Source organism: Methylobacterium sp. W2, from assembly GCF_020662345.1.
In the GTDB taxonomy this organism is placed as follows: Bacteria; Pseudomonadota; Alphaproteobacteria; order Rhizobiales; family Beijerinckiaceae; genus Methylobacterium.
In genome coordinates, this window is sequence record NZ_VMOA01000060.1 from 1 (window position 1) to 23,063 (window position 23,063).

At 66.1% G+C, this 23,063-nt stretch carries 22 protein-coding genes and 1 pseudogene; 8 read left to right on the forward strand and 15 right to left on the reverse strand.

The window, feature by feature from the left end; genetic code table 11:
* Together FPV16_RS23550 and FPV16_RS23555 are read left to right on the forward strand one after the other, a co-directional pair.
* Positions 1-546, forward strand: a pseudogene (locus FPV16_RS23550) (DNA polymerase III subunit gamma/tau); the annotation flags it as partial.
* 60 nt (positions 547-606) lie between these two features.
* Positions 607-927, forward strand: coding sequence for a YbaB/EbfC family nucleoid-associated protein (locus FPV16_RS23555; protein WP_227440961.1), 321 nt, complete (start codon positions 607-609; stop codon positions 925-927).
* 65 nt (positions 928-992) lie between these two features.
* Here the strand turns inward: FPV16_RS23555 and FPV16_RS23560 are convergent, their stop codons facing one another.
* The gene (locus FPV16_RS23560) at positions 993-2,609 is read right to left on the reverse strand and encodes a phosphoenolpyruvate carboxykinase (protein WP_227440962.1); all 1,617 of its coding nucleotides are present in this window, start codon (positions 2,607-2,609) and stop codon (positions 993-995) included.
* A 347-nt stretch (positions 2,610-2,956) separates the two neighbouring features.
* Here FPV16_RS23560 and recR point away from each other — a divergent pair, with 347 nt between their 5' ends.
* The 4 genes from recR (at position 2,957) to truA (ending at position 5,955) form a co-directional block, all read left to right on the forward strand.
* A complete protein-coding gene (gene recR / locus FPV16_RS23565) occupies positions 2,957-3,562 on the forward strand; it encodes a recombination mediator RecR (RefSeq protein WP_227440963.1) in 606 nt (201 codons plus the stop codon).
* A gap of 114 nt (positions 3,563-3,676) precedes the next feature.
* Positions 3,677-4,195 (forward strand): peptide deformylase, encoded by a 519-nt coding sequence (locus FPV16_RS23570; protein WP_227440964.1) that lies wholly within the window; start codon positions 3,677-3,679, stop codon positions 4,193-4,195.
* Between the two features lie 28 nt (positions 4,196-4,223).
* A complete protein-coding gene (gene fmt, locus FPV16_RS23575; protein WP_227440965.1) occupies positions 4,224-5,153 on the forward strand; it encodes a methionyl-tRNA formyltransferase in 930 nt (309 codons plus the stop codon).
* Between the two features lie 25 nt (positions 5,154-5,178).
* On the forward strand, positions 5,179-5,955 hold the full coding sequence (gene truA / locus FPV16_RS23580; protein ID WP_227440966.1) for a tRNA pseudouridine(38-40) synthase TruA: 777 nt from the start codon (positions 5,179-5,181) through the stop codon (positions 5,953-5,955).
* Here the strand turns inward: truA and dapE are convergent.
* Entirely contained in the window at positions 5,922-7,145 is a 1,224-nt protein-coding gene (gene dapE, locus FPV16_RS23585; protein ID WP_227440967.1) for a succinyl-diaminopimelate desuccinylase, read from the reverse strand. The genes truA and dapE overlap by 34 nt on opposite strands.
* A 91-nt stretch (positions 7,146-7,236) precedes the next feature.
* On the opposite strand from dapE, the gene FPV16_RS23590 reads away from it, so the two are divergent.
* Entirely contained in the window at positions 7,237-8,013 is a 777-nt protein-coding gene (locus tag FPV16_RS23590) for a HesA/MoeB/ThiF family protein (protein ID WP_227440968.1), read from the forward strand.
* A gap of 121 nt (positions 8,014-8,134) precedes the next feature.
* Here the strand turns inward: FPV16_RS23590 and FPV16_RS23595 are convergent, their stop codons facing one another.
* The 12 genes from FPV16_RS23595 to FPV16_RS23650 form a co-directional block, all read right to left on the reverse strand.
* Positions 8,135-8,338, reverse strand: a complete 204-nt coding sequence (locus FPV16_RS23595) for a hypothetical protein (protein WP_227440969.1) — start codon at positions 8,336-8,338, stop codon at positions 8,135-8,137.
* A gap of 63 nt (positions 8,339-8,401) precedes the next feature.
* Positions 8,402-9,433 carry a formate dehydrogenase subunit gamma gene (locus FPV16_RS23600; RefSeq protein WP_227440970.1) on the reverse strand — a complete coding sequence of 344 codons (1,032 nt, stop codon included), beginning with the start codon at positions 9,431-9,433 and terminating at the stop codon, positions 8,402-8,404.
* Positions 9,434-9,480: 47 nt separating this feature from the next.
* Complete coding sequence (gene fdh3B, locus FPV16_RS23605; protein WP_227440971.1) at positions 9,481-10,077, reverse strand: formate dehydrogenase FDH3 subunit beta; 597 nt, start codon at positions 10,075-10,077, stop codon at positions 9,481-9,483.
* A gap of 12 nt (positions 10,078-10,089) precedes the next feature.
* Entirely contained in the window at positions 10,090-13,032 is a 2,943-nt protein-coding gene (locus FPV16_RS23610; RefSeq protein ID WP_227440972.1) for a formate dehydrogenase subunit alpha, read from the reverse strand.
* Positions 13,033-13,039: 7 nt separating this feature from the next.
* Positions 13,040-13,264, reverse strand: coding sequence for a formate dehydrogenase (locus FPV16_RS23615; protein ID WP_227440973.1), 225 nt, complete (start codon positions 13,262-13,264; stop codon positions 13,040-13,042).
* A 44-nt stretch (positions 13,265-13,308) separates the two neighbouring features.
* Positions 13,309-13,956, reverse strand: a complete 648-nt coding sequence (locus FPV16_RS23620; RefSeq protein WP_227440974.1) for a molecular chaperone — start codon at positions 13,954-13,956, stop codon at positions 13,309-13,311.
* A gap of 95 nt (positions 13,957-14,051) precedes the next feature.
* On the reverse strand, positions 14,052-14,699 hold the full coding sequence (locus tag FPV16_RS23625) for a DUF3306 domain-containing protein (protein WP_227440975.1): 648 nt from the start codon (positions 14,697-14,699) through the stop codon (positions 14,052-14,054).
* On the reverse strand, positions 14,696-15,238 hold the full coding sequence (locus FPV16_RS23630; RefSeq protein WP_227440976.1) for a DUF3305 domain-containing protein: 543 nt from the start codon (positions 15,236-15,238) through the stop codon (positions 14,696-14,698). The genes FPV16_RS23625 and FPV16_RS23630 overlap by 4 nt, the downstream gene beginning before the upstream one ends.
* The gene (locus FPV16_RS23635; RefSeq protein ID WP_227440977.1) at positions 15,235-16,245 is read right to left on the reverse strand and encodes a DUF6352 family protein; all 1,011 of its coding nucleotides are present in this window, start codon (positions 16,243-16,245) and stop codon (positions 15,235-15,237) included. Before FPV16_RS23635 ends, FPV16_RS23630 begins: the two co-directional genes overlap by 4 nt.
* Positions 16,242-16,820 (reverse strand): DUF6505 family protein, encoded by a 579-nt coding sequence (locus FPV16_RS23640; RefSeq protein ID WP_227440978.1) that lies wholly within the window; start codon positions 16,818-16,820, stop codon positions 16,242-16,244. Before FPV16_RS23640 ends, FPV16_RS23635 begins: the two co-directional genes overlap by 4 nt.
* A 133-nt stretch (positions 16,821-16,953) precedes the next feature.
* A complete protein-coding gene (locus tag FPV16_RS23645; RefSeq protein ID WP_227440979.1) occupies positions 16,954-18,240 on the reverse strand; it encodes an OprO/OprP family phosphate-selective porin in 1,287 nt (428 codons plus the stop codon).
* A complete protein-coding gene (locus tag FPV16_RS23650) occupies positions 18,237-18,974 on the reverse strand; it encodes a biotin/lipoate--protein ligase family protein (RefSeq protein WP_227440980.1) in 738 nt (245 codons plus the stop codon). Before FPV16_RS23650 ends, FPV16_RS23645 begins: the two co-directional genes overlap by 4 nt.
* A 129-nt stretch (positions 18,975-19,103) precedes the next feature.
* Between FPV16_RS23650 and FPV16_RS23655 the strand changes: the two genes are divergently transcribed.
* On the forward strand, positions 19,104-21,146 hold the full coding sequence (locus FPV16_RS23655) for a 4Fe-4S dicluster domain-containing protein (RefSeq protein WP_227440981.1): 2,043 nt from the start codon (positions 19,104-19,106) through the stop codon (positions 21,144-21,146).
* 300 nt (positions 21,147-21,446) lie between these two features.
* Here FPV16_RS23655 and FPV16_RS23660 read toward each other — a convergent pair whose 3' ends face one another.
* A complete protein-coding gene (locus FPV16_RS23660) occupies positions 21,447-22,787 on the reverse strand; it encodes a c-type cytochrome (protein ID WP_227440982.1) in 1,341 nt (446 codons plus the stop codon).
* Positions 22,788-23,063: the final 276 nt, after the last annotated feature.

Below are 23,063 nucleotides of genomic sequence, written 5' to 3' on the forward strand. Positions count from 1 at the left end.
GTGGAACCGCTGCCGCGTCCGGCCCTGACCCTGGCTGCCAGCGGCGGCGTGCGGGCGGCCCTCGTGCCGTCGCCGGCTCCGCACGTTCCCGCCGGCTCGGCCAGCCCTCGTCTGGCACGGTTCGAGGACGTCGTGGCGATGGCCGACGAGAAGCGCGATATCGGCCTCAAGATGGCTCTCGAACGGGAGGTTCATCTCGTTCGTTTCGAGGAGGGGCGGATCGAATTTCGTCTCGCCGAGGGCGGTCGCCAGAGCCTCGCCAACGATCTCGCTCGGTCCCTGGACGCCTGGACGGGGCAGCGCTGGGTCGTTGCCCTCTCGAAGGAGCCAGGCGAACCGACGCTGGCCTACAAGGCTCGCACCGCCCTCGAATCACGCCATGAGAATGCCGCCGCCCACCCGCTGGTGCGAGAGGTCCTGGCGCGCTTTCCCGGCGCTCAGATCGTCGATGTGCGGGACAAGGCTCCCCCTGTCGAGATTGCCGACAGTGTCGACCTCGCCGGTCCGGAGATCTCGGTCGGCGACGAACCGGACGACGAACCGTAGCGTTCCCGCAGGCGCCACCCCAGATCACGTTCCCCGCAACCCTTTTGGAAATCTCACGCCATGCGCGACCTCATGGGAATCATGAAGCAGGCTCAGGCCATGCAGGAGAAGATGGCGAGCCTCCAGAACGAACTCGACCTCGTGGAGGTGAAGGGCGCCTCCGGCGGTGGGGCCGTCGCGGTGACGATGACGGCCAAGGGTCTCGTCAAGGGCGTGACCCTCGATCCGAGCCTGATGATCCCGGATGAGCGGGAAATCTTGGAGGATCTGATCGTGGCCGCGGTCAACGATGCGCGCGGCAAGGCCGAAAGCGTGGCCGCCGAGCGCATGGCCGAGTTGACCAAAGGCCTGCCGATCCCACCCGGCATGAAGCTTTTCTGAAGCTTCGTCCGACGTCGAAAGTCCCCGATCCCGACTCGAGCCGGGACCGGGCGATGGATGCGCCTTCAGGCGGCGATCACCTGCACGGGCTCGGCGGCGCGTACGTCCGCGTCCACATGATCCTCGAAGCGCTTGAAGTTGTCCTTGAACATCGTCACCAGCCGCGTCGCCGTATCGGCGAAGGCGACCTTGTTGCCCCAGGTCTTGACCGGCTGAAGGATATGCGGCTCGACACCCGGAACGAATGCTGGGACAGCGAAGCCGAAATACGGATCGCGGCGGAACTCCGTCTTCGCCAGCGATCCATCCAATGCGGCCGCCAGCAGTCGCCGCGTGACCCGGATCGGCATGCGCCGTCCTGTGCCGACGCCGCCACCGGTCCAGCCGGTGTTCACCAGCCAGCAATCGACATCGTGATGGGCGATGAGGTCACGCAGCAGGTTGCCGTAGACGCTCGGATGACGCGGCATGAACGGCGCGCCGAAGCAGGTCGAGAACGTTGCCTCCGGTGCGGTCAGGCCGCGCTCGGTGCCGGCGACCTTGGCGGTGTAGCCGGAGAGGAAATGGTACATCGCTTCCGCGCCCGTGAGCTTGGCGATCGGCGGCATCACCCCGAACGCGTCGCAGGTCAGCATGACGATGTTCTTCGGGTGCGCGGCCCGTCCCGTGGCGCTGGCATTGGCGATGAAGTCGAGCGGGTAGGCGCAGCGGGTGTTCTCGGTGAGCGACGCATCGTCAAAATCGGGGCGACGCGACAGCGGATCGATCACCACGTTCTCCATCACCGTGCCGAAGCGTTCGGTGGTGGCGTAGATCTCCGGCTCGGCATTGCGCGAGAGACGGATGGTCTTGGCGTAGCAGCCGCCCTCGAAGTTGAAGATGCCGTCCTTGCTCCAGCCATGCTCGTCATCGCCGAGCAGTTGGCGCGAGGAATCATTGGAGAGCGTGGTCTTGCCGGTGCCCGACAGGCCGAAGAACAGGGCCGAATCGCCTTCGGCATCGAGTGCCGCGTTCGCCGAGCAATGCATCGGCATCACGCCCGAGCCGGGCAGCACATAGTTCAAGTACGTAAAAACGGACTTTTTCATCTCGCCGGCATAGGCGCTGCCGCCGATGAGGACGATCTTCCGGGTGAAGTCGATGGCGATGACGGTCTTCGAGCGGCAGCCATGGCGGTGCGGCTCGGCCTGGAAGCTTGGAAGATCGATAATGGTCAGATCGGGAACGTAATCGGCGATTGCGGAGGGCTCGGGCCGGATCAGCAGGTTGCGGATGAAGAGCGAGTGCCAGGCAAGTTCGGTGAAGACCCGCGCCTGGACGCGATGTGCCGGATCGGCGCCGCCATAGAGGTCCTGTGCAAAGAGTTCCCGCCCTTCGGCATGGCTGAGGAAATCCTGGTACAGCGTCTCGAACTGCTCCGGCGTGATCGCGCCGTTATTCTCCCACCAGATTTCGTTCTCGGTGCTGGCGTCGCGGACGATGAACTTGTCCTTGGGCGAACGACCGGTGTGGCTGCCCGTGGTCGCCACCAGGGCGCCGCCATGGGCGAGCTGCGATTCACCACGGCTCAGGGATTCCTCGTAGAGGCGTGGGGCTTCGAGGTTCCAATGAACCGCCTTGAGATGGCGCAGGCCGATTTTCTCGGGTCCATGGCTGACGTTGAACTCGCCGAAATGTGTCACGTCCGTCACTCCTCGAACACCTGATCGCTTTGATGTTTGGCTTGGCCGGAATCTCCCATTCGTTTTCCAGACCGTTCGATGGAGCGTCCGCGCGGTCGTTCAGGCCCGCCGCGCACAGGTTCGCCGCTCTATCGAATGGACCTGCTTAGTCCGCGAAGGGAACCGGTCAATTGAGCCGGCATCGGTTTCAAGGACGAACGAACGGATCTGTCAGGGAAACAAGGGAGCGTCCGGACAAAGCCCGGAGCGGCGTCGCAACGCATGCGGCGGCGGCAATTCCCGACTACAAGACAGAGAGATCCGACCCCATTTAACCAGCGCGGCCAAGGCCGTCCGACGGAACATGTATGGCCCAATCCGTTGCCGGCCCCGAAATCGAGCGTCTGATCCAGCTCCTCGCCCGCATGCCGGGGCTGGGGCCGCGCTCGGCCCGACGCGCGGCGCTGCATCTCATCAAGAAGCGCGAAGTGCTGCTCGCTCCGCTGGCGGAGGCGATGAAGGTCGCTTCCGAGCGCATCGTCGTGTGCCGGGAATGCGGCAACGTCGATACCAGCGATCCCTGCACCATCTGTCGCGACGCATCGCGCGATCCCTCGATCCTGGTGGTGGTCGAGGATGTCTCGGACCTTTGGGCCCTGGAGCGGTCGGGCGCGGTCACAGCGCGTTATCACGTCCTCGGCGGCGTGCTCTCCGCCCTCGACGGCGTCCGGCCGGAACATCTCAACCTCGCGAGCCTCGTGGACCGGGCCGGAAACGGCGATGTCCGCGAAATCATCCTGGCGCTGAACGCCACGGTCGATGGCCAGACCACCGCCCACTACGTCACGGAATCCCTGGCCCATCACGGACTCAAGGTGACCCGCCTCGCACATGGTGTGCCGGTGGGGGGTGAGCTCGACTATCTCGACGAAGGCACGCTCTCGGCGGCCATCCGAAGCCGGACGACCTTCTGAATCGCTTTCTCATCGATTTGACCGACCATTCGTCAAACCTTATCTGCGGGTCCGGCACGACGGACCCGAGAGACAGGGAGTCGGGCTCTTCTCATCGACAGATCCGGCCGAGCCATGACCATCCGCCCCCTCGTCATCCTGCCAGACGCCCGCCTGCGCCAGGTGTCGACCCCCGTCGGTGCCATCGACGATGAGATCCGTACCCTCGCCGCCGATATGCTCGAGACGATGTACGATGCCCCGGGCGTCGGCCTCGCCGCCATTCAGGTCGGCGTGACCAAGCGGGTGGTCACGATCGACACTTCTAAGGACGAGAACGCGCGGCAGCCGCAAATCTTCATCGACCCGGAGATAGTCTGGGCCTCGGAGGAGAAGCGCATCTACGACGAGGGCTGCCTGTCGATCCCGGAATATTACGGCGAGGTGGAGCGGCCGGATCGCGTGCGCGTGCGCTTCCGCGACCTCACCGGGGAAACCTGCGAGATCGAGGCGGACGGACTTCTGGCCACCTGCATACAGCACGAGATCGATCACCTCGACGGCGTGCTCTTCATCGATCACCTGTCGAAGCTGAAGCGCGACCGCGTCATCAAGAAATTCGTCAAGGCGGCCAAGCGCGGCGAGGACGCCTGATTTTACCCTTCAGCAGAGAGCGCGCGCGATGAAGCTTGTCTTCATGGGGACGCCCGACTTCGCCGTGGCGACCCTCGCGCGTCTGGTTGAGGATGGCCACGAGATTGCGGCGGTCTACACCCGCGCGCCCGCACGCTCCGGGCGCGGCATGGCATTGCGGCCGTCCCCCGTCCATGCCCTGGCGGACGCGCTCGGCCTGCCGGTCCTCACGCCGACGACCCTGAAGACGCCGGACGCGCTTGCGGTTTTTCGATCTCACGGATGCGACGTCGCCGTGGTGGTCGCCTACGGGATGCTGCTGCCGCAGGCGATCCTCGACGCGCCGCGCCACGGTTGCCTGAACCTTCATGCCTCCCTTCTGCCCCGCTGGCGCGGGGCGGCGCCGATCCAGCGCGCGGTCATGGCAGGGGATACGGAGAGCGGTGTGGGCATCATGCGCATGGAGGCGGGCCTGGATACCGGCCCGGTGGCGATGGAGGAACGGGTTACCATCGCCCCCGGTATGAGCGCGGGAGACCTTCACGATACGCTGATGCCGGTCGGCGCGGCGCTCATGAGCCAAGCCATCCGCAAGCTGGAAGATGGGCCCCTCACCCTCATGCCACAGGCCGAGGAGGGGCTCGTCTATGCGCACAAGATCACCAACGACGAGGCGCGGATCGACTGGTCCAAGCCTGCGCGTGAGGTAGCGAACCACATCAACGGGCTCTCGCCCTTCCCCGGCGCCTTCTTCGAGGCCGATCTCGGCAAGAGGCCGGAACGGGTGAAGGTTCTGCGCGCCATCCCGGCGGAGGGTCAGGGTACGCCCGGCACTCTGCTCGATTCGACAGGAATCATCGCCTGCGGCGAGGGCGCCGTGCGGCTTGACGAGTTGCGCCGGGCTGGCAAGGGCGGCATCGTCACGGGGGCCGAATTCGTGCGCGGCGCACACCTTGCGCCGGGAACGCGCTTTCCGTGAATACAAAGACCGGGGGCCGTCGCTGATGCCCCGCTACAAGCTCGTCATCGAGTATGACGGCGCTCCGTTCTGCGGGTGGCAGCGGCAGGCCGAGGACATCACCGTCCAGGGCGCTATCGAGGATGCCGTCAAACGCTTCTCGGGCGAGGATCTGCGGCTGACCTGCGCCGGGCGCACCGATGCCGGCGTCCATGCCATCCATCAGGTCGCCCATCTGGACCTCGCCAAGGCGTGGCGCACGGATACGGTGCGCGACGCTGTGAACGCCCATCTCCGTCCGCTTCCGGTCGCCATCGTCAGTGCCGAGCGGGTCGGCCCCGGTTTCGATGCGCGCCATTCCGCCATCCGCCGGCATTACCGCTATCGCATCTTCAACCGGCGCAGCCCGCCCGCCCTGACGCGCGACCAAGTCTGGCACGTGCCATGGGCGCTTGATGCCGAGGTGATGCACAGGGCCGCGCAAGGCCTCCTCGGCCGGCACGACTTCACCGCCTTTCGCGCCGCCGAGTGTCAGGCGAACAGCCCGATCCGCACCCTCGAACAACTGGATGTCGCCAAGGTGACGATAGGTCTGTTCGAGGAGATCGTGATCTCAACTTCGGCGCGCTCGTTCCTCCACCATCAGGTCCGCGCCATGGTCGGAACGCTGATGATGGCGGGCTGCGGCCGTTTCGGCATTGCCGAGGTTGCCGACATCCTGGCGAGCCGCGACCGCGCCCGCTGCGGTCCAATGGCGCCCGCGAAAGGTCTCACTTTCGTCGGAGTGGATTACCTTTCCGAAGGCGAGCGTCCGGAGAAATAGGCCTTCAGCACCCGCCCGTAGATCACCGTCAGCCGTTCCAGATCGGCGATCGCCACGCATTCGTCGGTCTGGTGCATGGTCTCGCCCACAAGTCCGAATTCGATGACGGGGCAGGCATCCTTGATGAATCGGGCATCCGACGTGCCCCCTGTGGTGGACAGGACGGGGCGCAGCCCGGTCTCTGCCTCGATCGCCTCGACCACGAGGTCGCTGAACGCGTCCGGCGTGGTGAGGAAGGCCGGCGAATTCGAGGGCTGCAGGTCCAGAGTGAAGCGGACCGCATTGCCGGCGGCCGCCTCCAGCCGCCGTCGGATCTCGGCCCCCAGGGTCTCCGCCGTCCAGCCCTCGTTGAAGCGAATGTTGAACGTGGCCCGGGCATCGGCTGGAATGACGTTGGTGGCGGGATTGCCGACGTCGATGGTGGTGAACTCGAGATTTGATGCATCGAAATGCGCGGTGCCTCCGTCGAGCGGCTTGTCGAGAAGGGCGGAGGCGAGGCGCAGCAGACCGGGGATGGGGTTCTCAGCTTTGTGCGGATAGGCAACATGGCCCTGGCGTCCGTGGACGAGGAGCTTACCGGTGAGAGACCCGCGCCGTCCGATCTTGATCATCTCGCCGAGACGCAGCGGATTGGTGGGCTCACCGAGAAGGCAGTGATCGAACCGCTCGCCACGCGCTTTCGCCCATTCGAGGAGCTTCACCGTGCCATTGAGGGCAGGCCCCTCCTCGTCGCCGGTGATGAGGAACCCAATGGAGCCATTGAACGCCCCTCCCCGCTCGGCCACGAAAGCCAGTGCTGCCGAGAGCATGCAGGCGATGCCGCCCTTCATGTCGACGGCGCCGCGACCGTAGAGCATTCCATCCGACACCGTACCGTCGAAGGGCCCGTGACGCCACGCTTCGACGGAGCCGGGTGGGACGACATCGGTATGGCCGGCGAACAGGAGATAGGGACTGCCCGTCCCGATCCGCGCGTAGAGATTATCGATATCGGGCGTTCCGGGTTCCGAGAAGCGCGGGCGCTCGACGGTGAAACCCGCCTCCTGCAGGACACCGCCGAGCCATTGCAGGGCGCCGCCCTCCTCCGGCGTCACTGACGGACAGCGGATGAGGGCTTGGGCCAGGGCCAGCGGCGAGCGATCGGCGATAGCAGCAGAGGACACGGGCATCGTCTCGTCGAGATGGGACATTCCGCCATCGCGAATAGGCGGCGGAGCAGCGTGAAGCAAATACCCTCGCGGCGGCCTTTCGGCACTCCGTCACAGAGGTTACTTCACAGACATGGCCTTCTCCAGCGACGAAGTCGAACGCTACGCCCGCCACCTCGTCCTGCGCGAGGTCGGAGGGCCGGGACAGGCGCGTTTGCAGGCGGCGCGGGTGCTCGTCATCGGCGCCGGCGGGCTCGGCGCTCCACTGATCCAATATCTGGCAGCGGCCGGCATCGGAACGATCGGCATCGTCGATGACGATACGGTCTCGCTCTCCAACCTGCAGCGGCAGGTGATCCACGGGACACCCGATATCGGCCGCACGAAGATCGACAGCGCCACCGACGCCGTAGCGCGCCTGAACCCGCATGTGCGGATGGAACCGCATCTCCTGCGGATCGACGGCGACAATGCCGTCGGCCTGATCGGCCGATACGATGTCGTCGCCGATGGGTCGGACAATTTTGCGACCCGTTATGCCGTGTCCGATGCCTGTTTCCACGCCAAGCGTCCGCTCGTGACGGCGGCTCTCGGGCAGTTCGATGGCACCTTGACGACGATTCGCGCCCATGAGGCTGGGCCGGATGGCCGCCCCAATCCAACCTATCGCTGCCTGTTCCCGAACCCGCCACTGCCCGGCAGCGTGCCCGCCTGTGCGGAAGCCGGCGTGCTCGGCGCGCTGGCCGGGGTGATGGGGTCACTGATGGCGATGGAAGTGATCCGCGCGGTGGCGGATTTCGGCGAGCCGTTGGTGGGACGGCTGCTCATGGTCGATGCCCGGTCCATGCGCTTCGAGACGCTTGGCTATGGCTGGGACGAGAGCAATCCATTGAGCGGATCAGCGACGTAAGGTTCAGAAAGGCGCTTTTGTCGTCGTTTGCCCCGCCGATTCCGGTGCGGCGGGCCGGCGATCCATGGCTGCTCTCGCAAGCCTGAACCAATCCCTTGGGCGATCCGCGAGTGCGCCCGGTTCAGGATTTCGAAGGCTTCTCCGGATCGGGCGTGACCCCGTTCCAATGCGGCCCGACCAGATTGCTGTGGCCTGCCGGATCGGAGACCCGCGCGCCGGAGGTCGAGAAGGCCTGGTAGGCGAAGCGCTGCTGCTGGTTGAGGAGCATGGCGGCCAGCGTGCCGAGGGCGACGGCGACGACGAGAGCGATAATGAAGGCTTTCATGGACGTTGTCCGATCCTCGACACGCCGGCGCCGGTCGCCGAACGTCTGTGGGTGTCCGGTAGGTCACTCGGCAGGCACCTGATGGCGCCCGAGCTGGGGGCCGCTCGCGTTCTTGGCCTGCTCCTCCTCGACCCAGAGGTCGTGGTGAACCTTGGCCCAGCCGAGATCGACCTTGCCGCTGCCCATGGCGTCGTAGGCGCCCTCCATGCCGAGGGTGCCGATGTAGATATGGGCGAGGATGCCGGCGATGAAGGCGATGCCGATGAGAGCGTGGATCACCTGCATCAGCTGCATTCCGGTGATGTCGGTGAGGGCGAAGGGAAAGATCATCATCAGGCCGGTGACGCTCATGGCCGAGCCGAAACCGATCACCATCCAGAACACCATCTTCTGGCCCGCGTTGAAGCGGCCGGCGCTGGGATGCTTATCGCCGACGAAGCCACCGAAGGCCCTGATCCAGGCAATGTCGATCTTGTTCGGGATATTATCCTTTAGCCAGAGCACCAGCATCAGGGCGACGCCAATCATGAACGGCCACGCCAGATAGATGTGGCTGAACTTCGCGTATTGCGCCACAACGCCGAACGCATCCGCGCCGATGAGCGGCATCAGCAGGCGCTTGCCGAAGATGTAGTTGAGGCCGGACAGGGCCAGGATGATGAAGCAGCTCGACGTCATCCAATGCGCGAAGCGCTCGAACCCGTTGAACCGCAAAATCTTGCGGCCGGTATCGGGGCCGCGCTCCATCAGGATGCGACCCCGGAAGAAGTAGAACAGGCCGAGAAGAGCGACGGCGCCGAGGACCGCCAGCGCACTGAGCCAAGGCAGCCAACGTTCCCGGAAGTCGCGATAATCGCGGCCCGCGGGCTGAATCAGGTGCGCGGCCTTGCCGTCGGGAATGCTGATGCGGCCGGTGATCTTCGGGTCCTGCTTGAACAGGAACTCCTCGTTCACGGATTCCGCCGTCGGGTTTTGCCCGGTCGGGTTCAGTCCGTCGCGCGTCTGCTGCGCAAAGGAGGTCGACGAGGCGCCAACAGTCGCCGTGAGGATGGTCGCTGCGACCAGCGTCCTGAAAGTCGTCAGTGTCCGCCGCATCGGCGTTTCCTTCCTGAAGTCTCGACCCCGGCAGTCCAGTCCGTCGCCTAGATGGCGACGGTTTCGCGATAGGCGGTCTTCCAGCCCCAGGCGCCGGAACCGTAGCCGCGCTTGATCACGCGCTGCTTGTAGATCTGGGCGATCATCTCGCCGTCGCCGGCCAGCAACGCCTTGGTGGAACACATCTCGGCGCAGAGCGGCAGCTTGCCCTCGGCGAGACGGTTCGAGCCGTATTTTTCATATTCGATGGTCGAGAAGTCGGGTTCGGGGCCGCCCGCGCAGTAGGTGCACTTGTCCATCTTGCCGCGCGAACCGAAATTGCCGACCTTCGGATATTGCGGAGCGCCGAACGGGCAGGCGTAGAAGCAGTATCCGCAGCCAATGCAGATGTCCTTGGAATGCAGCACCACCGCGTCGGCCGTGGTGTAGAAACAGTTCACCGGACACACCGCCGCGCAGGGCGCGTCGGTGCAGTGCATGCAGGCCATCGACACCGAACGCTCGCCGGGCTTTCCGTCATTGAGGGTAACGACGCGCCGACGGTTGATGCCCCACGGTACCTCATGCTCGTTCTTGCAGGCGGTGACGCAGGCGTTGCACTCGATGCAGCGGTCCGCGTCGCAGAGGAATTTCATGCGAGCCATGGCGATTGTTCCTCAAACGGCCCGGATCTGACACAGAGTACACTTCGTCTCCTGCATGCCCGTCACAGGATCGAAGCCGTAGGTAGTCGTGTTGTTGGAGCTCTCGCCCAGCACCACGGGGTCGGTGCCGTGCGGATAGAACTTCCGCATGTCGTTGCCCTGGTACCAGCCGGAGAAGTGGAACGGCATGAAGGCGACGCCTTTGCCGACCCGGTCCGTCACCAGCGCCTTGACCTTGGCCTTGGCGTTGTTCTCAGGGCCGGAGACCCAGACGAACTGACCGTCCTTGATGCCGCGATCGGTGGCGTCGCCGGTGTTGATCTCCACAAACATGTCTTGCTGCAGCTCGGCGAGCCACGGGTTCGACCGGGTCTCCTCGCCGCCACCCTCGTATTCCACGAGCCGGCCGGAGGTGAGGATGATCGGGAAGTCCTTGGCGATGCCGCGATCCACCGCCGCCTTCTGCACCGAGAAACCGATGTTGGGCATGCGCAGCTGACGCTCGTCGGGGCGCGTCGGGTACTTCGCCACGAGGTCGGGACGCGGGGTGTAGATCGGCTCGCGATGCACCGGCACGGGGTCGGGCAGGTTCCAGGCATTCGCCCGGGCCTTGCCGTTTCCGTAGGGCGTCACGCCTCGATCGAGGCAGACACGCTGAATGCCGCCCGATAGGTCGGTGGCCCAGCTCACCGCATCAATATTGGCACCGCCGGTCTTGGTGATGCTCGCCGTCTCATCAGCGGTGAGATCCTTGTCCCAGCCGAGCTTCTTGAACACCGCCATGGTGAATTCGGGATAGCCGTCGGTGAGCTCCGAACCCTTGGCGAAGGAATCCTCCGCCAACAGGGTCACGCCGTTGCGCTCGGTGCCAAACCGCGCCCGGAACGTGCCGCCGCCCTCCTTGATGTGGAGGTTAGTGTTGTAGAGGATGTGGGTTCCCGGATGCTTGAGCTCGGGCTTGCCCCAGCACGGCCAGGGCAGGCCGTAATAGTCGCCGCCCACTTCCGGGTCGTCCTTGGGCGCACGCAAGGTCACCAGATCGAACTTCGCCTGGTTGCGCATATGCGCCTTCAGCCGTTCCGGGCTCTGTCCGCAATAGCCCGTCGACCAGCCGCCGCGATTGATCTCCCGCAGGATGTCCTCGGCTTCCGGAACACCGTCCACGACCTTGATGTTCTTGAACATCTGGTCGGCGAGACCGAGCTTGGCGGCGAGGCGGTAGACCACCTCATAGTCGTTCTTCGATTCGAAGGCCGGCTTGACGATCTGCTCGCCCCACTGGATCGAGCGGTTCGACGCCGTACGGCTGCCATCCATCTCAAGCGACGTACAGATCGGCAGCAGGTAGGTGTTGTCGCGCCGCGCATCGAGGGCGGCGAAAGTGGTGGGATGCGGGTCGGCGACCACGAGCAGATCGAGCTTGGTCAGGCCCTTCACAGCTTCTGGAAGTCGGGTGACGGTGTTGCCGCCATGGCCGAACACCATCATCGCCTTGATGCCGGTGCGCTGGTCGACCTGCTCCTCGGGCAGGTTCACCCCGTCGAACCACCGCGTCGAGGTGATGCCCGGCGATTCCATGCTCTCCTTGCGCGAGCGCGCCTTGCGTCCGGCCTTGGCCGGCACCTCGTCGAAGCGCGATTGCAGCCAGTCGTACTCCACGTCCCAGACGCGGGCCCAATGCTTCCAGGCGCCCTCGACGAGACCGTAATAGAGCGGCAGCGACGTCACATCGAGGCCCATATCGGTGGCCCCCTGCACGTTGGTGTGACCGCGGAAGATGTTGGCGCCCGTGCCCGGCTTACCGACATTGCCGGTGGCGAGACACAGGATGCAGAGCGCGCGGACGTTGGCGGTGCCCACCGTGTGCTGGGTCGCGCCCATGCACCAGATCAGGGTCGCGGGCTTCTCCTTCGCGAACGTCTCGGCCACGCGCCGCAATTGCTCACCGGGCACGCCCGAGACGCGCTCGACCTCCTCCGGGTTCCATTTGGCAACTTCCTTGCGGACGTCGTCCATGGCGTAGACGCGCTGGGCGATGAACTCCTTGTCCTCCCAGCCATTCTCGAAGATGTGCCAGAGGATGCCCCAGACCACCGGGATATCGGTGCCGGAGCGGATGCGGACATATTCCGTCGCATGGGCCGCCGTCCGCGTGAAGCGCGGATCGATGACGATCATGTTCGCCCGGTTGATCTCCTTGCCGGAGAGCAGGTGTTGAAGCGAGACCGGATGGGCCTCGGCGGGGTTGCCGCCGAGAATGATCATCGTCTTGGCGTTGCGGATATCGTTGTAGGAATTGGTCTGCGCGCCATAGCCCCAGGTATTGGCTACGCCAGCCACCGTGGTGGAATGGCAGATGCGTGCCTGGTGATCGACCGAGTTGGTGCCCCAGAAGGCGCCGAACTTGCGGAAGATGTAGGCCGCCTCGTTGGTGAACTTGGCCGAGCCGAGCCAATAGACGGAATCCGGGCCGAACTTGTCGCGCAGGCCGGTGATCTTGTCGCCGATCTCGTCAATCGCCTGATCCCATGAGATACGGGTCCACTGCCCGTCGACCATCTTCATCGGGTATTTCAGGCGGCGGTCGCTGGAGACGAGTTCGCGGATCGCCGCGCCCTTGGCGCAATGCGTACCCCGGTTGATCGGGCTGCTGAAGGACGGCTCCTGGCCGACCCAGACGCCGTTCACGACCTCAGCCGTCACCGTACAGCCCACCGAGCAGTGGGTGCAGATGTTCTTCTTGATCGTCACCGCGGGCCCGATCGCAGAGGAGCCCGCGGCCTGGGCCTTGCGCACGGAGCCGAGCTGGATCGACCCGGCGGCCGCGAGCCCTCCAGCGACGAGGCCGGAATTACGCAGGAAGGCGCGACGGTCGATGACCTTCGGCGTGTCGCCGATGGCCATGGCCGGATGGAAGGTGCGGCCCGGGCCGCCGGTTTTGCGCTTGATCAGCATGGCGCCCTCAATTCTTCTTCAGGGTCTCGTAGCCGTTGGTGCGGTAGAACGCCTTGACGTGGTCGGACTCGCGGTAGCGAGCCTTTGTCTCTTCGATGCCGGGATCGTAAGCTTGCGCCGGCGTCGCGATCATCGGCTGGGCCGTGATCGCGGCGGCCGCCGCCACCGATCCGCCGCCGAGGGCGCGGAAGAAATGGCGCCGTCCCATCTCGTCCTTTCGATCGTCCCGCATGCTCGTCACTCCTGAATGCGACCGATGTCTCAGTGGTCCCCGCCTCACGCGTCGAGCGCGTAGGCCTGGGTCTCAATGTCGATGAACGTCCGGCCGAGGTCGCCCGCAGCGCGATAGAATGACGAACGGGTATTGGCCGCCACATCGTCGAACAAACGCCCGACCCAGGGCTTTAGATGCCGTTCGAAGAAGACGCGGTCTTCGCCAAGTTCGGTCTCGAACCGGCCGGAGACGAGACCCGCCATGGTCTCGAGCAGCATCGCCACATGGTCTTCCGGCTCGCTCATGCCGCCGGTGGCTTCGATGCCGAGCCGGGCCAGATCCTGGCGGATACGCGCCAGCGGGCGCTCATTGAGAAAGCCGGTGAGGTAGTAGGAGGCGTGCGGCACGACCTCGCCGCGCCCAACGCCGACGAAGAGGTCGAAATACTCGCGCCCGACCTTCGCAAGGTCCGCGCCGGCCGCTTCGCGAGCGAGGGAGGAACTCGCCCTGCCCAGGGGGCTACCGTCACCTCCCGATCCGGCGAGAAGCGACAGAATATCCTCGGAGGGTACCCGACCGGTCAGGGCCGCGAGGAGATCGTAGAGATGGGCGCGCAGAAAATCGATGTCGTCGGCGACCGGCTGCGTCATGCCGGGCGCGCCGGAAGCGGGCTTTGCCTCGTCCTCGCGCAACAACTCCACCGAACGCATACCATCCTCAAACCGCGACCCGATCGTGGGCGAAGTGAATTCACTTCGCTCACAATAGCCCGGATTGGGACGTGCGCAACGTAGTTTTTAATTGCTCAAAGCGGGACAGCACGGCCATGTCGTCGCGGTTTCGGCGTAGTCACATCCATCGGAGCGGTAAGTGACGGCGAAACGGCCAAGCTTGGCCGCTCTTGTTGCAATGCAACGAGCGGTTCTTCCATCCTGGCGTCATCGATATCGGCTTCGGTCTTCGCCGGTGCGGCCTCTTCAACACGCTCATCCGCTCCGATCAACGTCGCCTCGGCGGTCGTCTGCTCGGGCTCCGCTTCTTCGATGGGCGTTCCATCGAAAATGTCCCGCAGCATGGCCTTGATGTCGTCCGTGGGCAAAAGAGGCCCGTTTCCCGGCACGCCACCCACCGCGTTCCAGTCGTAAGCGTATTCCCGCGCTTCGCTGACATAGTCGCGGATGTTTGTGTCCAGCGACCACATCCGGCGCAGGGCCGCCTTGCGCATCACCATCGGCACGCCGGCCCGCAGGAACTGGGTCAGGTCGGTCTGTGCCGTTAGGCTGTCCAAGGAGGGCAGCTTGGCCAGTTCCTCGGGCGGCAATGTCTCGCCTTCGACGAGCTCCTCCGGCAGAGGCGTCGCCTCGCTCTCCTCCGTCACGGCAGCGGGCGGCTGTTCGCGGACGATGGCACGCTTGCGCTTCGACCAGCGGGAAAAGAAATCGCCGCCGCTCATCCCTCGTCCCCCCGCCGGCGCGTACCGGTGCCCTGTCGGGCCAGGGCCTCCGGATCGGCCCTGTCGCGCTTGCGCTTGTGAAAGACCTGTTCGACGTGGAAAGTCTCGAAGAAGGCTAGGACTTTGGCCTGGACCTCCAGCGGCATGGGCACCGCTTCCACCACCTCGCCGATGCCCTCGGCCATGGATTCGCCCTCATAGGGATCGGCCGTCACGTTCGCGACCTCGTAGCTGCCCTCCGCGACCTGCCGCAGGGCGACCCAGAGCGAGGGCCGGCCCGAGATCAGGTTGTCGCGGTAATGCGACGTCTCGGCGGGATGGAGCGAGACCTCGTAGGCGCCGGCATAAAAGGTTTCTTCCTCGGGCGTCGCCGAGAGCAGGGTCCAGGGCAAAGCGGCGGGGATGGCGGGAAGGGCCGATACCGGCAGCCAGGCATGGCTCGCCCAGCGGCTCTTCAAGGCCCGCTTGGCGACGATGATGCCAACCTCGAAACGGTCGTCGGGCGGTGGAGCAGCTTGGGTCGGGTTCTGTTCGGTCATGCGGCCTCCGCACCATCGATGATCGGCAATCCTGCCACGAGGTTCTGAGGTTTGAGGAAAAGGCGTTTGTCGGGATCCATGGCCATCAGGAGATAGACCGGCCGGCCGGCGGCGCGCGGGTCGATCCGCCGGTCATCGGCGAAAGTCAGGCGGAACAGGGCCAGGATGCGCATGCGGCTCGCCTCGTCCAGGGTCTCGCCGTTCCAGAGAGCGTTGCAGATCCGGGTCGCCTGTGCGTCGAGCCCCACGAACCAGCGCCAATCCGGATCGTCCATGGCGGTGATCGGCTCAATTTTCGCCTCTACATGCAGGAGGTGGCGGATCCAGGCCTCGATGGCGCGGGCGAGTCCGTCGCGGCTCTTGGGGTTGCTCCCGAGATTGAGCGCCATGGTGAACGCGTCGGAGCGGCTCCAATAGGTCCAGGCGGTCTCGTCCGTGAGCACGTCGAGTTCGTTCGCGGCCTCTTTGCCGAGCATGGCGACGAGGGGTGATTGCGCGGCCCCGGTTTCCCGCGCCTCGATCACCTCGGCATCGGCCAGCAGCGCCGCGCCGTCGACGAAGGAGACGCGTTGCGGCCGGAAGAAAAGTTCGCCGGCTCGAAGGGTGTAAGGGTCGTCGCAGCCGTCGAGGGCATTGCGCAGGATCAGATGCGCCAACTGATTGAGGAAGATCGGCGGCGTGCCGTTCAGGCCCCTTCGAACGAGGTCGAGATAGGCCGCCTCCACGGAGCGCGCGGCCGTCAGCCGGTCGCGGAAGGCGAGCATCATCGTCCAGTTCTCGCGCGCATCGGCATCTACCATCGCGGCGATCTCACCGGGGGAGACCGGCCGGCGCGGTGCGCTCACGAGGCTGCGGTGAAGCGCCCGCTCGGCCATGCAGGAATCCTCGGGCGGCACCAGTTCGGGCCGGGCGAGATAGGCGAGGATCAGGTCGTCGGTGACGGCGAGGCCGCCCCCCTCCGTGCGCCCGGCGAGATGGTGGCCGCTGGAGACCCAGAACTCGGTCATCGTCCTTCGCCTTTCGATCCCGGTGCCGTCGCCATACCGATGAGGTCCGCCCGCTCCTCGGGCTCGTCGTCGGTCTCGACGAAGGTGAAAGCCCGCGCATGGGCGTGAAGCTTGTCGGCTCCCGCTTGACCGGGCCCACGCTGGTGCAGGGTGCGGAACGCCTCCCGGATCTCGCCGTCCTCGAATGTCCTGTGCAGGGCGATCACGCTGCCGATGGCGGGCTGGCACAGGGAGCCGGCGAACTCGATCTCCTCCGCCGCCGCGACGCGGGCCACGTCGAGACTCGGCGCGCCGAGGCGCTCGCAGAGATGGCGCGCCAGATCCTCCACGGCCGCGTCCCGCTCGGTCGGGGTCGCCTCGCTCACCACGACCAGGGTCGAGAATCCGAGGGACGTCACGCCGAGGAAACCAGAGCGGAACGCCGTCCGCTCCTTGCCCTCGAGCAGCGGGACATTGGCATCCCAGAACAGGAACGACCCGGCCACCGCCCATTCGCCGGGCTCGGCGGCCTGCGCGAACACGAAGGTATCCGAAGGGTCGAGGCGGATGGTCCGTGGGAGTTTGAGACTGCTCATCGAAGATTCCGAGGACCCATCCTGTCGCCACTCGTCGAACTCGCGTTCCGGATGACGGCGATGATCGTGGCGTTCAAGGCCGGTATCTGGTGCGTGGCCGCCGCAATTGCTCGCGGATAAGAACGGCAGGGGTTCACCAGTACAGTTGGAACCGGCCGATGAACGTATCGGCATCGATGGTCCGGCCATTCTGAAGGGCGGAGGGTGACGTGTGCGACCGGACGTAATCGGCCATGATCCGGATGTTGGTGTCGGGATACCACGATAGTCCGACCGTGCCGTCCCGCTCGATGCCGCCGCGTATGCCACCATCGTCGAGATCGATGGCCGAGAACCGCAGGCCGAGCTCGAACACGCCGAAACCACCGCGGGTGATGCGCTGGGCCTCGGCGACCTTGACACCGCCGAAGACCGCGTAGCTCGTCCCGTTGAAGTCGGGAGCCATGCGATAGGCCCGGTTGTCGCCGTTCAGCACCCAGCTCGCCTGGACGTATCCTCCCTGAAAACTCAATGGCTTAGCGCCGTCGAAGCGGCGGATCTCGGTCCGTGTGTATTCCGCGCTCACCAGCAGCGGACCGGAGCGGTAGGCCAGTTCCGCACCGAGGCGGGCGATGCTGGCGGCATCGCGGATGTCTCCGGTATCGACGAAGCTCCTCGCGTAGAGGAACGCCTCCGACCGGCTGGACAGCGAAAGCGGGCCCTCGTCGCGGGGCAGGTCGCGGTAGCTCCCGGCGAGACCGACATGCAGGGTCCGGTGGTCGTCGTTGATCGGCGCGTAGGTGACGCGGCTGGTCGAAGCGATGCCTTCGGTGCCGATGCCGGTATTGGCGTTGCCGCCAAAGATTCCCGTGACGACGCTCCAGTCCTTGCCGTGTCTTCCGACGGCGAAGCCAACGTTGCGAGCCGGCACGAAAGCGTCGGACAAGGCCCGCTCGGTGAAGAGGATGTTGTTGTTCGACGCGAGTTGATCGAGACCGAAAGGCTCTTTCTCGTTGCCGATACTGAAGATCATGTCCGGAACGCCGCGATAGACCAGGACCGCATCGTTGATCGGCGTCACCGGATCGGCGAAATCGTATTGGAAGCCGAGGCCAATATCCTTGCCGAGGCTCAACGTCGTCTCGATCCACGAACGGCGCACCGCAATATTGTCGCTGAAGGGATCACCGAAGCCCGATTGGCGGATGCCGGCCACACCGAAATCGAGGTGAAGCCGGCCGCCGATGCGCAACGTCATGGAATCGTTGGGAAATGTCAGAGTGACGCCCTTGTCGTCGATGGTGAGCCGCTCGCCATAGGGGCCGGGCATGCCCTTCGCCTCGATGGCCGGGCCCCTCGGGGCATCCTCGGCCCGAAGCCCGACCGGCGGGAACAGAAAGGCCGCGAGCACGGCGCTGCGGATGGTCGACGATGCGCTCACAGGAGCGGCTCACCGGTGAGCGAATCGCGCCACGCGACCCCCGTCAGGACCGCCATGAGAGGGTGTCTTCGACCGCCATCGGCGAGGAAATCGCCATTCGTGTCGATCCGCGCGATCCGAGCCGATGGACCGCCATCGGCGAGGCGCCGAAGGTAGCGTTGTTCGATCGCCTCGAACCCGTTCTCGTCCCAGACGGCGAACGCTTGCATCAGATGCCGGGCGAAACTCTCGACGATGGCCCCGTGGTCGCCCTCAAGGGCGAAGCCCTCATTCTCCAGGGATGTCGAATCCGGCGTCAGGCCGGGATCGCCGGCCCGCGCCTTCGAGGCGATGATCGTGGCGGAGAAGACGAGCCAGTCCGGCACCTCGTCCTCGCCGCAGGTGGACGGCCATCCGAGACGCCCGCCGCCGAGGCGCGCACCGTCGAAGCGGATCGCGTCCGGCCCGTCGAAGGTGACCGGGATCTCGGGCGGCCCATGCGCGCCGATGGCCTCGGCGAGCGCCACCATGCCGGCGAAGAACGCGCGTCGCGCCGTGGCGAGGGGCTCGTCCGGCCCCAGGATCACGGCGAAGTCGAGCAGCTCAGCGCTTCGTCGCCAGACGAGGCGCCCGGTGGCGTCACCGGATGCGGCCGCGTCGCAGGCTTCGTCGAAGGCGCTCCCCGGCCCGGCCGTAACCACGAGGGAAAAGACGGGCGGCAGGATCAGGTCCGGGTCGTCGGAGCTCGGCGCCATGCGTTTCGGTTCTACCTGCGCCCGTATGTCGGGTCCTAGTTTCGAGCCGTTATAGTATACGATGCACCAACTTGAGCGCGAGGGGGCCGGCCCTCTTTGGCGCTGTGACCAAACGTTCGGGGTAAATCTGTGTCCGACCGGATCGTGTTCGCGTGCTCCTGCGATGAGACCGTCGCCCTCGATGGAGCGGCGATCGGCAAGGCGTGCGGTGGCCGCCTGGAGACCGCCGATCAACTCTGCGGGCGCGAGATCGCCCGGTTCGAGGAGGCGCTGTCGCATGGCACGCCCGTCACCGTCTCCTGCACGCTCCAGGCCCCCCTCTTCACCGACATCGCCGCCGGGACCGGGGCGGAGTCTCGCGTGACTTTTGCCAACATCCGCGAGAAGGCGGGCTGGTCGAGAGAGGCCGACGCGGCCGGGCCGAAGATCGCGGCCCTCCTCGCCGCCGCGGCGGAGACATCTCCCGCGCCGGGCACCGTCGCGATGGTCAGCCAGGGCGTCGCCCTCATCTATGGCAGCGACGAGGTCGCCATTGAGGCCGGACGGCGCCTCGCCGATCATCTCGACGTGACGGTGCTGCTCAGCCGCCCCCGCGACGTGCCGGTGCCGCGCCGCCACGAATTTCCCGTGCTTCAGGGCAGCGTCGTATCAGCGAGCGGGCATCTCGGGGCATTCTCCCTGCGCATCGACGATTACGCGGTGCCGAGCCCGTCATCCCGCCAATCCCTGTCCTTCGGCCCGTCGCGCGACGGCGCCACCTCCACCTGCGACGTGGTCCTCGATCTGACGGGCGGCACACCGCTGTTTCCCGCGCACGACCTGCGCAGCGGCTATGTCCGCGCCGATCCCGGCGATCCGGCCGCCGTCGAGCGGGCGATCTTCACGATCTCCCATCTCGTCGGCGAGTTCGAAAAGGCGCGCTTCGTCGATTTCCACGCCGATCTCTGCGCCCATTCGCGCTCGCGCATCACCGGCTGCACCCGCTGCCTCGATGTCTGCCCCACCGGGGCCATCACGCCCGCCGGCGATCATGTGGCCATCGACCCGTACATCTGCGCCGGCTGCGGCTCCTGTGCCTCGGTGTGCCCCACCGGCGCCGCCGCCTATGCCCTGCCCGCCGCCGACGCGCTGATGCGGCGCCTGCGGACCCTGATGCGCGCCTATCACGAGGCCGGGGGACGCGACGGAATCGTTCTCTTCCACGATGAGGAGCATGGCGAGCCCCTGATCGAGGCGCTGGCCCGCTACGGCGACGGCCTGCCGGCCAACGTTCTGCCGGTCGCCGTCAACGAGGTCACGCAACTCGGCCCGGAGGCCGCCGCAGCGCTTCTCGCCTACGGCGCCGTGGGCATCCGCCTCCTCGTCCGCGACCGTCCCAAGCACGACATCGCGCCCCTGCGCAGGATGGTGCTCCTCGCCGACACGCTCGCCGGGGCATTGGGCTACGGTGCCGCCGATGGGACGCCCGTGATCTCGTTGATTGAGACCGACGATCCGGATCGGCTCGGTGCCGCCCTGTCGTCCGGCAGCTTCGGTACCCCCGCCCCGGTTCCCGCCGCCTTCATGCCGGTAGGGCCCAAGCGCAACGTCCTGCAATTCGCCTTCCGCGAGATGCATGTGGCCGCCCCGGCCCCCGTGGCCGTGGTCCCGTTGGAGGCCGGATCGCCCTTCGGCGGTCTCGACTTCCGCAGCGAGGATTGCACCCTGTGCCTCGCCTGCGTCGGCACCTGCCCGACCCACGCCCTCAGCGACAGTCAGGACCGGCCGCTTCTGGCCTTCGAGGAAAGCCTCTGCGTGCAATGCGGGCTCTGCGCCGCCACCTGCCCGGAGAACGTGATTACCCTGAAGCCGCAGGTGGATTTCTCCGCCTGGAGCCAGCCGCGCCGCATCGTCAAGGAGGAGGAGCCGTTCGACTGCGTGTCCTGCGGCAAGCCCTTCGGCACGCGCAGCAGCATCGAGCGGGTCATCGAGAAGCTTCAGGGCCGCCACTGGATGTTCAAGGGCAGCGCCGGCGAGGCCCGGATCCGCACCCTGATGATGTGCGACACCTGCCGCGTCGAAGTCGTCGTCAACGAGGCCTTCGACCCGCACACGGTGCCCGAGCGCTCGAAGCCGCGGACCTCCGAGGATTATTTTCGCGCGCGGGAGACGAGCGGGACCGGCGGCGCTTAACACCCTGTCTGATCGGATCGCTCAGCGGATGCTCCTGGCAGAGTGATCTTCCCATCCAATCACCTCATCCTGAGATGCCCGCGTCAGCGGGCCTCGAAGGAGCCTTCCGGTTCGCTCAGCGGGTTCTGGGGGGCCTCCTTCGAGGCCGCTCCGCGGCACCTCAGGATGAGGTAAAGCGTTGGAAATACGGTGCAAACGGGCTTTCGGTGTCTCGCGATAATCGTCCGCAGTGCCGTGGTGCTCTGGGCGACAACCGACCGTGACCGGGAATTTCGTGACACACAGTGAAGCCTCCGTGGATCACCGGGTCTTCGTCGCCTTCTCGAGAAACCGCACCAGGGCCTCGCGGTCGTCCGGGTCGTTGATCGTCTGCTCCGGCATCTTGGTGCCGGGGGTGTAGCGGGACGGGCCGATCTCGAAGAGCTTCGCGATGGTCCGCGCATCCCAGACGATGTCGAGGCCCTTCAGGGCCGGCGAGAACGTGTAGCCGTCGGCGGTGGCGATGCGGCGGCCGAACACGCCGCTCAAGGTGGGGCCGGCACGGTGGCCGTCCTCCGGCGTCAGGCTGTGGCAGGCGACGCAGGCACGAAACACCTCCGCCCCGTGATCGCCCTTGTAGGCCGCCAGCGAATCCGCCGGCCGCGGCATCGATAGCGGCCCGATCGGATCGCCGGTCCTGGCATCCCAACGTCTCACCAGCCTGTCGCCGCCCCCGGTCAGCAACTCGGTTCCATCGGGCCGGAAGGCGAGAGACCAGACCGGAAGTCCGGGTCCGACGAGGCTGAACGCCACCTTGGCCGCACGTCTGTCGATCAGGGCCACGGTGCCGGCCACCGTGGCAGCGGCCACCCGTCGCCCGTCCGGCGACACGGCAAGCCCGATGACGGGGTTCGTGGCGAGGTCCACCGACGCGCGGAGGGTCCCGTCGGCGGAGAGGAACCGCACCACGCTGTCGGCCCCGGCGGCGGCGATCTCGCCGTCCTGGGTCACGGCCACGGCGTTGATCGGTGACGGCAGTTGAACGATGCGTGGCGGTTCGTCGGTCTCGGTGCGAGGCCAGACTCGAAGCGTGGCGTCGTAGCCTCCCGTCACGGGCCTGCCATCGGCGAGGAAGGCGACGGCGTTGACGTTGCCGGCATGGCCCCCCAGCACCCGCACCATTCCGCCGGCGAGGGGGCGGATATGCGCGGTGCCGTCCCAGGAGGCGGAGGCGAGGTGCGTCCTGTCCGGCGAAACCGCGAGGGCCACGATCGGCCCGGAATGGTCGGCGAAGACTTCCACCGGCTCGGGGCGCCCGCCCTGCCACAGGGCGATGCGCCCATCCGCGCTCGCCGTGACGAAGCGGCCCTCGTCGAGGGCGGCGACGGCATTCACCGCGCCATCGTGAAATCGAAGGACGGTGAGGGCCGTTCCCTGGTCGATCGCCCAGAGGATGGCCGATTGATCGAACCCGCCCGAGATCGCCATGCGTCCGTCCGCCGCGATGGCCAGAGCCCGCACCGGCCCGCCATGCCCACGCAACTGGGCCGAGGCCGGCAGGGGGGCGGAGAGGATGAGGAGCGCCGCGCAGATCGACAAGGCCCGGCGGATCGTGACCCGCGAGGATCGAGGTCGAGCCGACGACCCTGATGTCCACCCCATGCCGTCGCTCTCCTAAAGGGCCAGAATGCTGAGAATCCGAGCCCGTTTAAGTCATTCGTCCAAGGCTTCACCTCATCCTGAGGTGCCGGGTAGCGGCCTCGAAGGAGCCCTCCAGGGATCGCATCGGCCTCTGGAGGGCTTCTTCGAGGCCTTCGCTACGCTCCGGCACCTCAGGATGAGGTCGTCTGATGGAATGACCGACTTCGGCAGTTGATCGTCGTCGGCATGAGCATAAGCTCAGACATCCGATCAGCCTCGCTTTTAGTCGTGGCAACG

Excerpts from the sequence above, each read along its gene's own strand:
- FPV16_RS23555 (WP_227440961.1), top strand. The coding sequence starts at position 607 with ATGCGCGACCTCATGGGAATCATGAAGCAGGCTCAGGCCATGCAGGAG.
- recR (WP_227440963.1), top strand. The coding sequence starts at position 2,957 with ATGGCCCAATCCGTTGCCGGCCCCGAAATCGAGCGTCTGATCCAGCTC.
- FPV16_RS23570 (WP_227440964.1), top strand. The coding sequence starts at position 3,677 with ATGACCATCCGCCCCCTCGTCATCCTGCCAGACGCCCGCCTGCGCCAG.
- fmt (WP_227440965.1), top strand. The coding sequence starts at position 4,224 with ATGAAGCTTGTCTTCATGGGGACGCCCGACTTCGCCGTGGCGACCCTC.
- truA (WP_227440966.1), top strand. The coding sequence starts at position 5,179 with ATGCCCCGCTACAAGCTCGTCATCGAGTATGACGGCGCTCCGTTCTGC.
- dapE (WP_227440967.1), bottom strand. The coding sequence starts at position 7,145 with ATGTCCCATCTCGACGAGACGATGCCCGTGTCCTCTGCTGCTATCGCC.
- FPV16_RS23590 (WP_227440968.1), top strand. The coding sequence starts at position 7,237 with ATGGCCTTCTCCAGCGACGAAGTCGAACGCTACGCCCGCCACCTCGTC.
- FPV16_RS23595 (WP_227440969.1), bottom strand. The coding sequence starts at position 8,338 with ATGAAAGCCTTCATTATCGCTCTCGTCGTCGCCGTCGCCCTCGGCACG.
- FPV16_RS23600 (WP_227440970.1), bottom strand. The coding sequence starts at position 9,433 with ATGCGGCGGACACTGACGACTTTCAGGACGCTGGTCGCAGCGACCATC.
- fdh3B (WP_227440971.1), bottom strand. The coding sequence starts at position 10,077 with ATGGCTCGCATGAAATTCCTCTGCGACGCGGACCGCTGCATCGAGTGC.
- FPV16_RS23610 (WP_227440972.1), bottom strand. The coding sequence starts at position 13,032 with ATGCTGATCAAGCGCAAAACCGGCGGCCCGGGCCGCACCTTCCATCCG.
- FPV16_RS23615 (WP_227440973.1), bottom strand. The coding sequence starts at position 13,264 with ATGCGGGACGATCGAAAGGACGAGATGGGACGGCGCCATTTCTTCCGC.
- FPV16_RS23620 (WP_227440974.1), bottom strand. The coding sequence starts at position 13,956 with ATGCGTTCGGTGGAGTTGTTGCGCGAGGACGAGGCAAAGCCCGCTTCC.
- FPV16_RS23625 (WP_227440975.1), bottom strand. The coding sequence starts at position 14,699 with ATGAGCGGCGGCGATTTCTTTTCCCGCTGGTCGAAGCGCAAGCGTGCC.
- FPV16_RS23630 (WP_227440976.1), bottom strand. The coding sequence starts at position 15,238 with ATGACCGAACAGAACCCGACCCAAGCTGCTCCACCGCCCGACGACCGT.
- FPV16_RS23635 (WP_227440977.1), bottom strand. The coding sequence starts at position 16,245 with ATGACCGAGTTCTGGGTCTCCAGCGGCCACCATCTCGCCGGGCGCACG.
- FPV16_RS23640 (WP_227440978.1), bottom strand. The coding sequence starts at position 16,820 with ATGAGCAGTCTCAAACTCCCACGGACCATCCGCCTCGACCCTTCGGAT.
- FPV16_RS23650 (WP_227440980.1), bottom strand. The coding sequence starts at position 18,974 with ATGGCGCCGAGCTCCGACGACCCGGACCTGATCCTGCCGCCCGTCTTT.
- FPV16_RS23660 (WP_227440982.1), bottom strand. The coding sequence starts at position 22,787 with ATGGGGTGGACATCAGGGTCGTCGGCTCGACCTCGATCCTCGCGGGTC.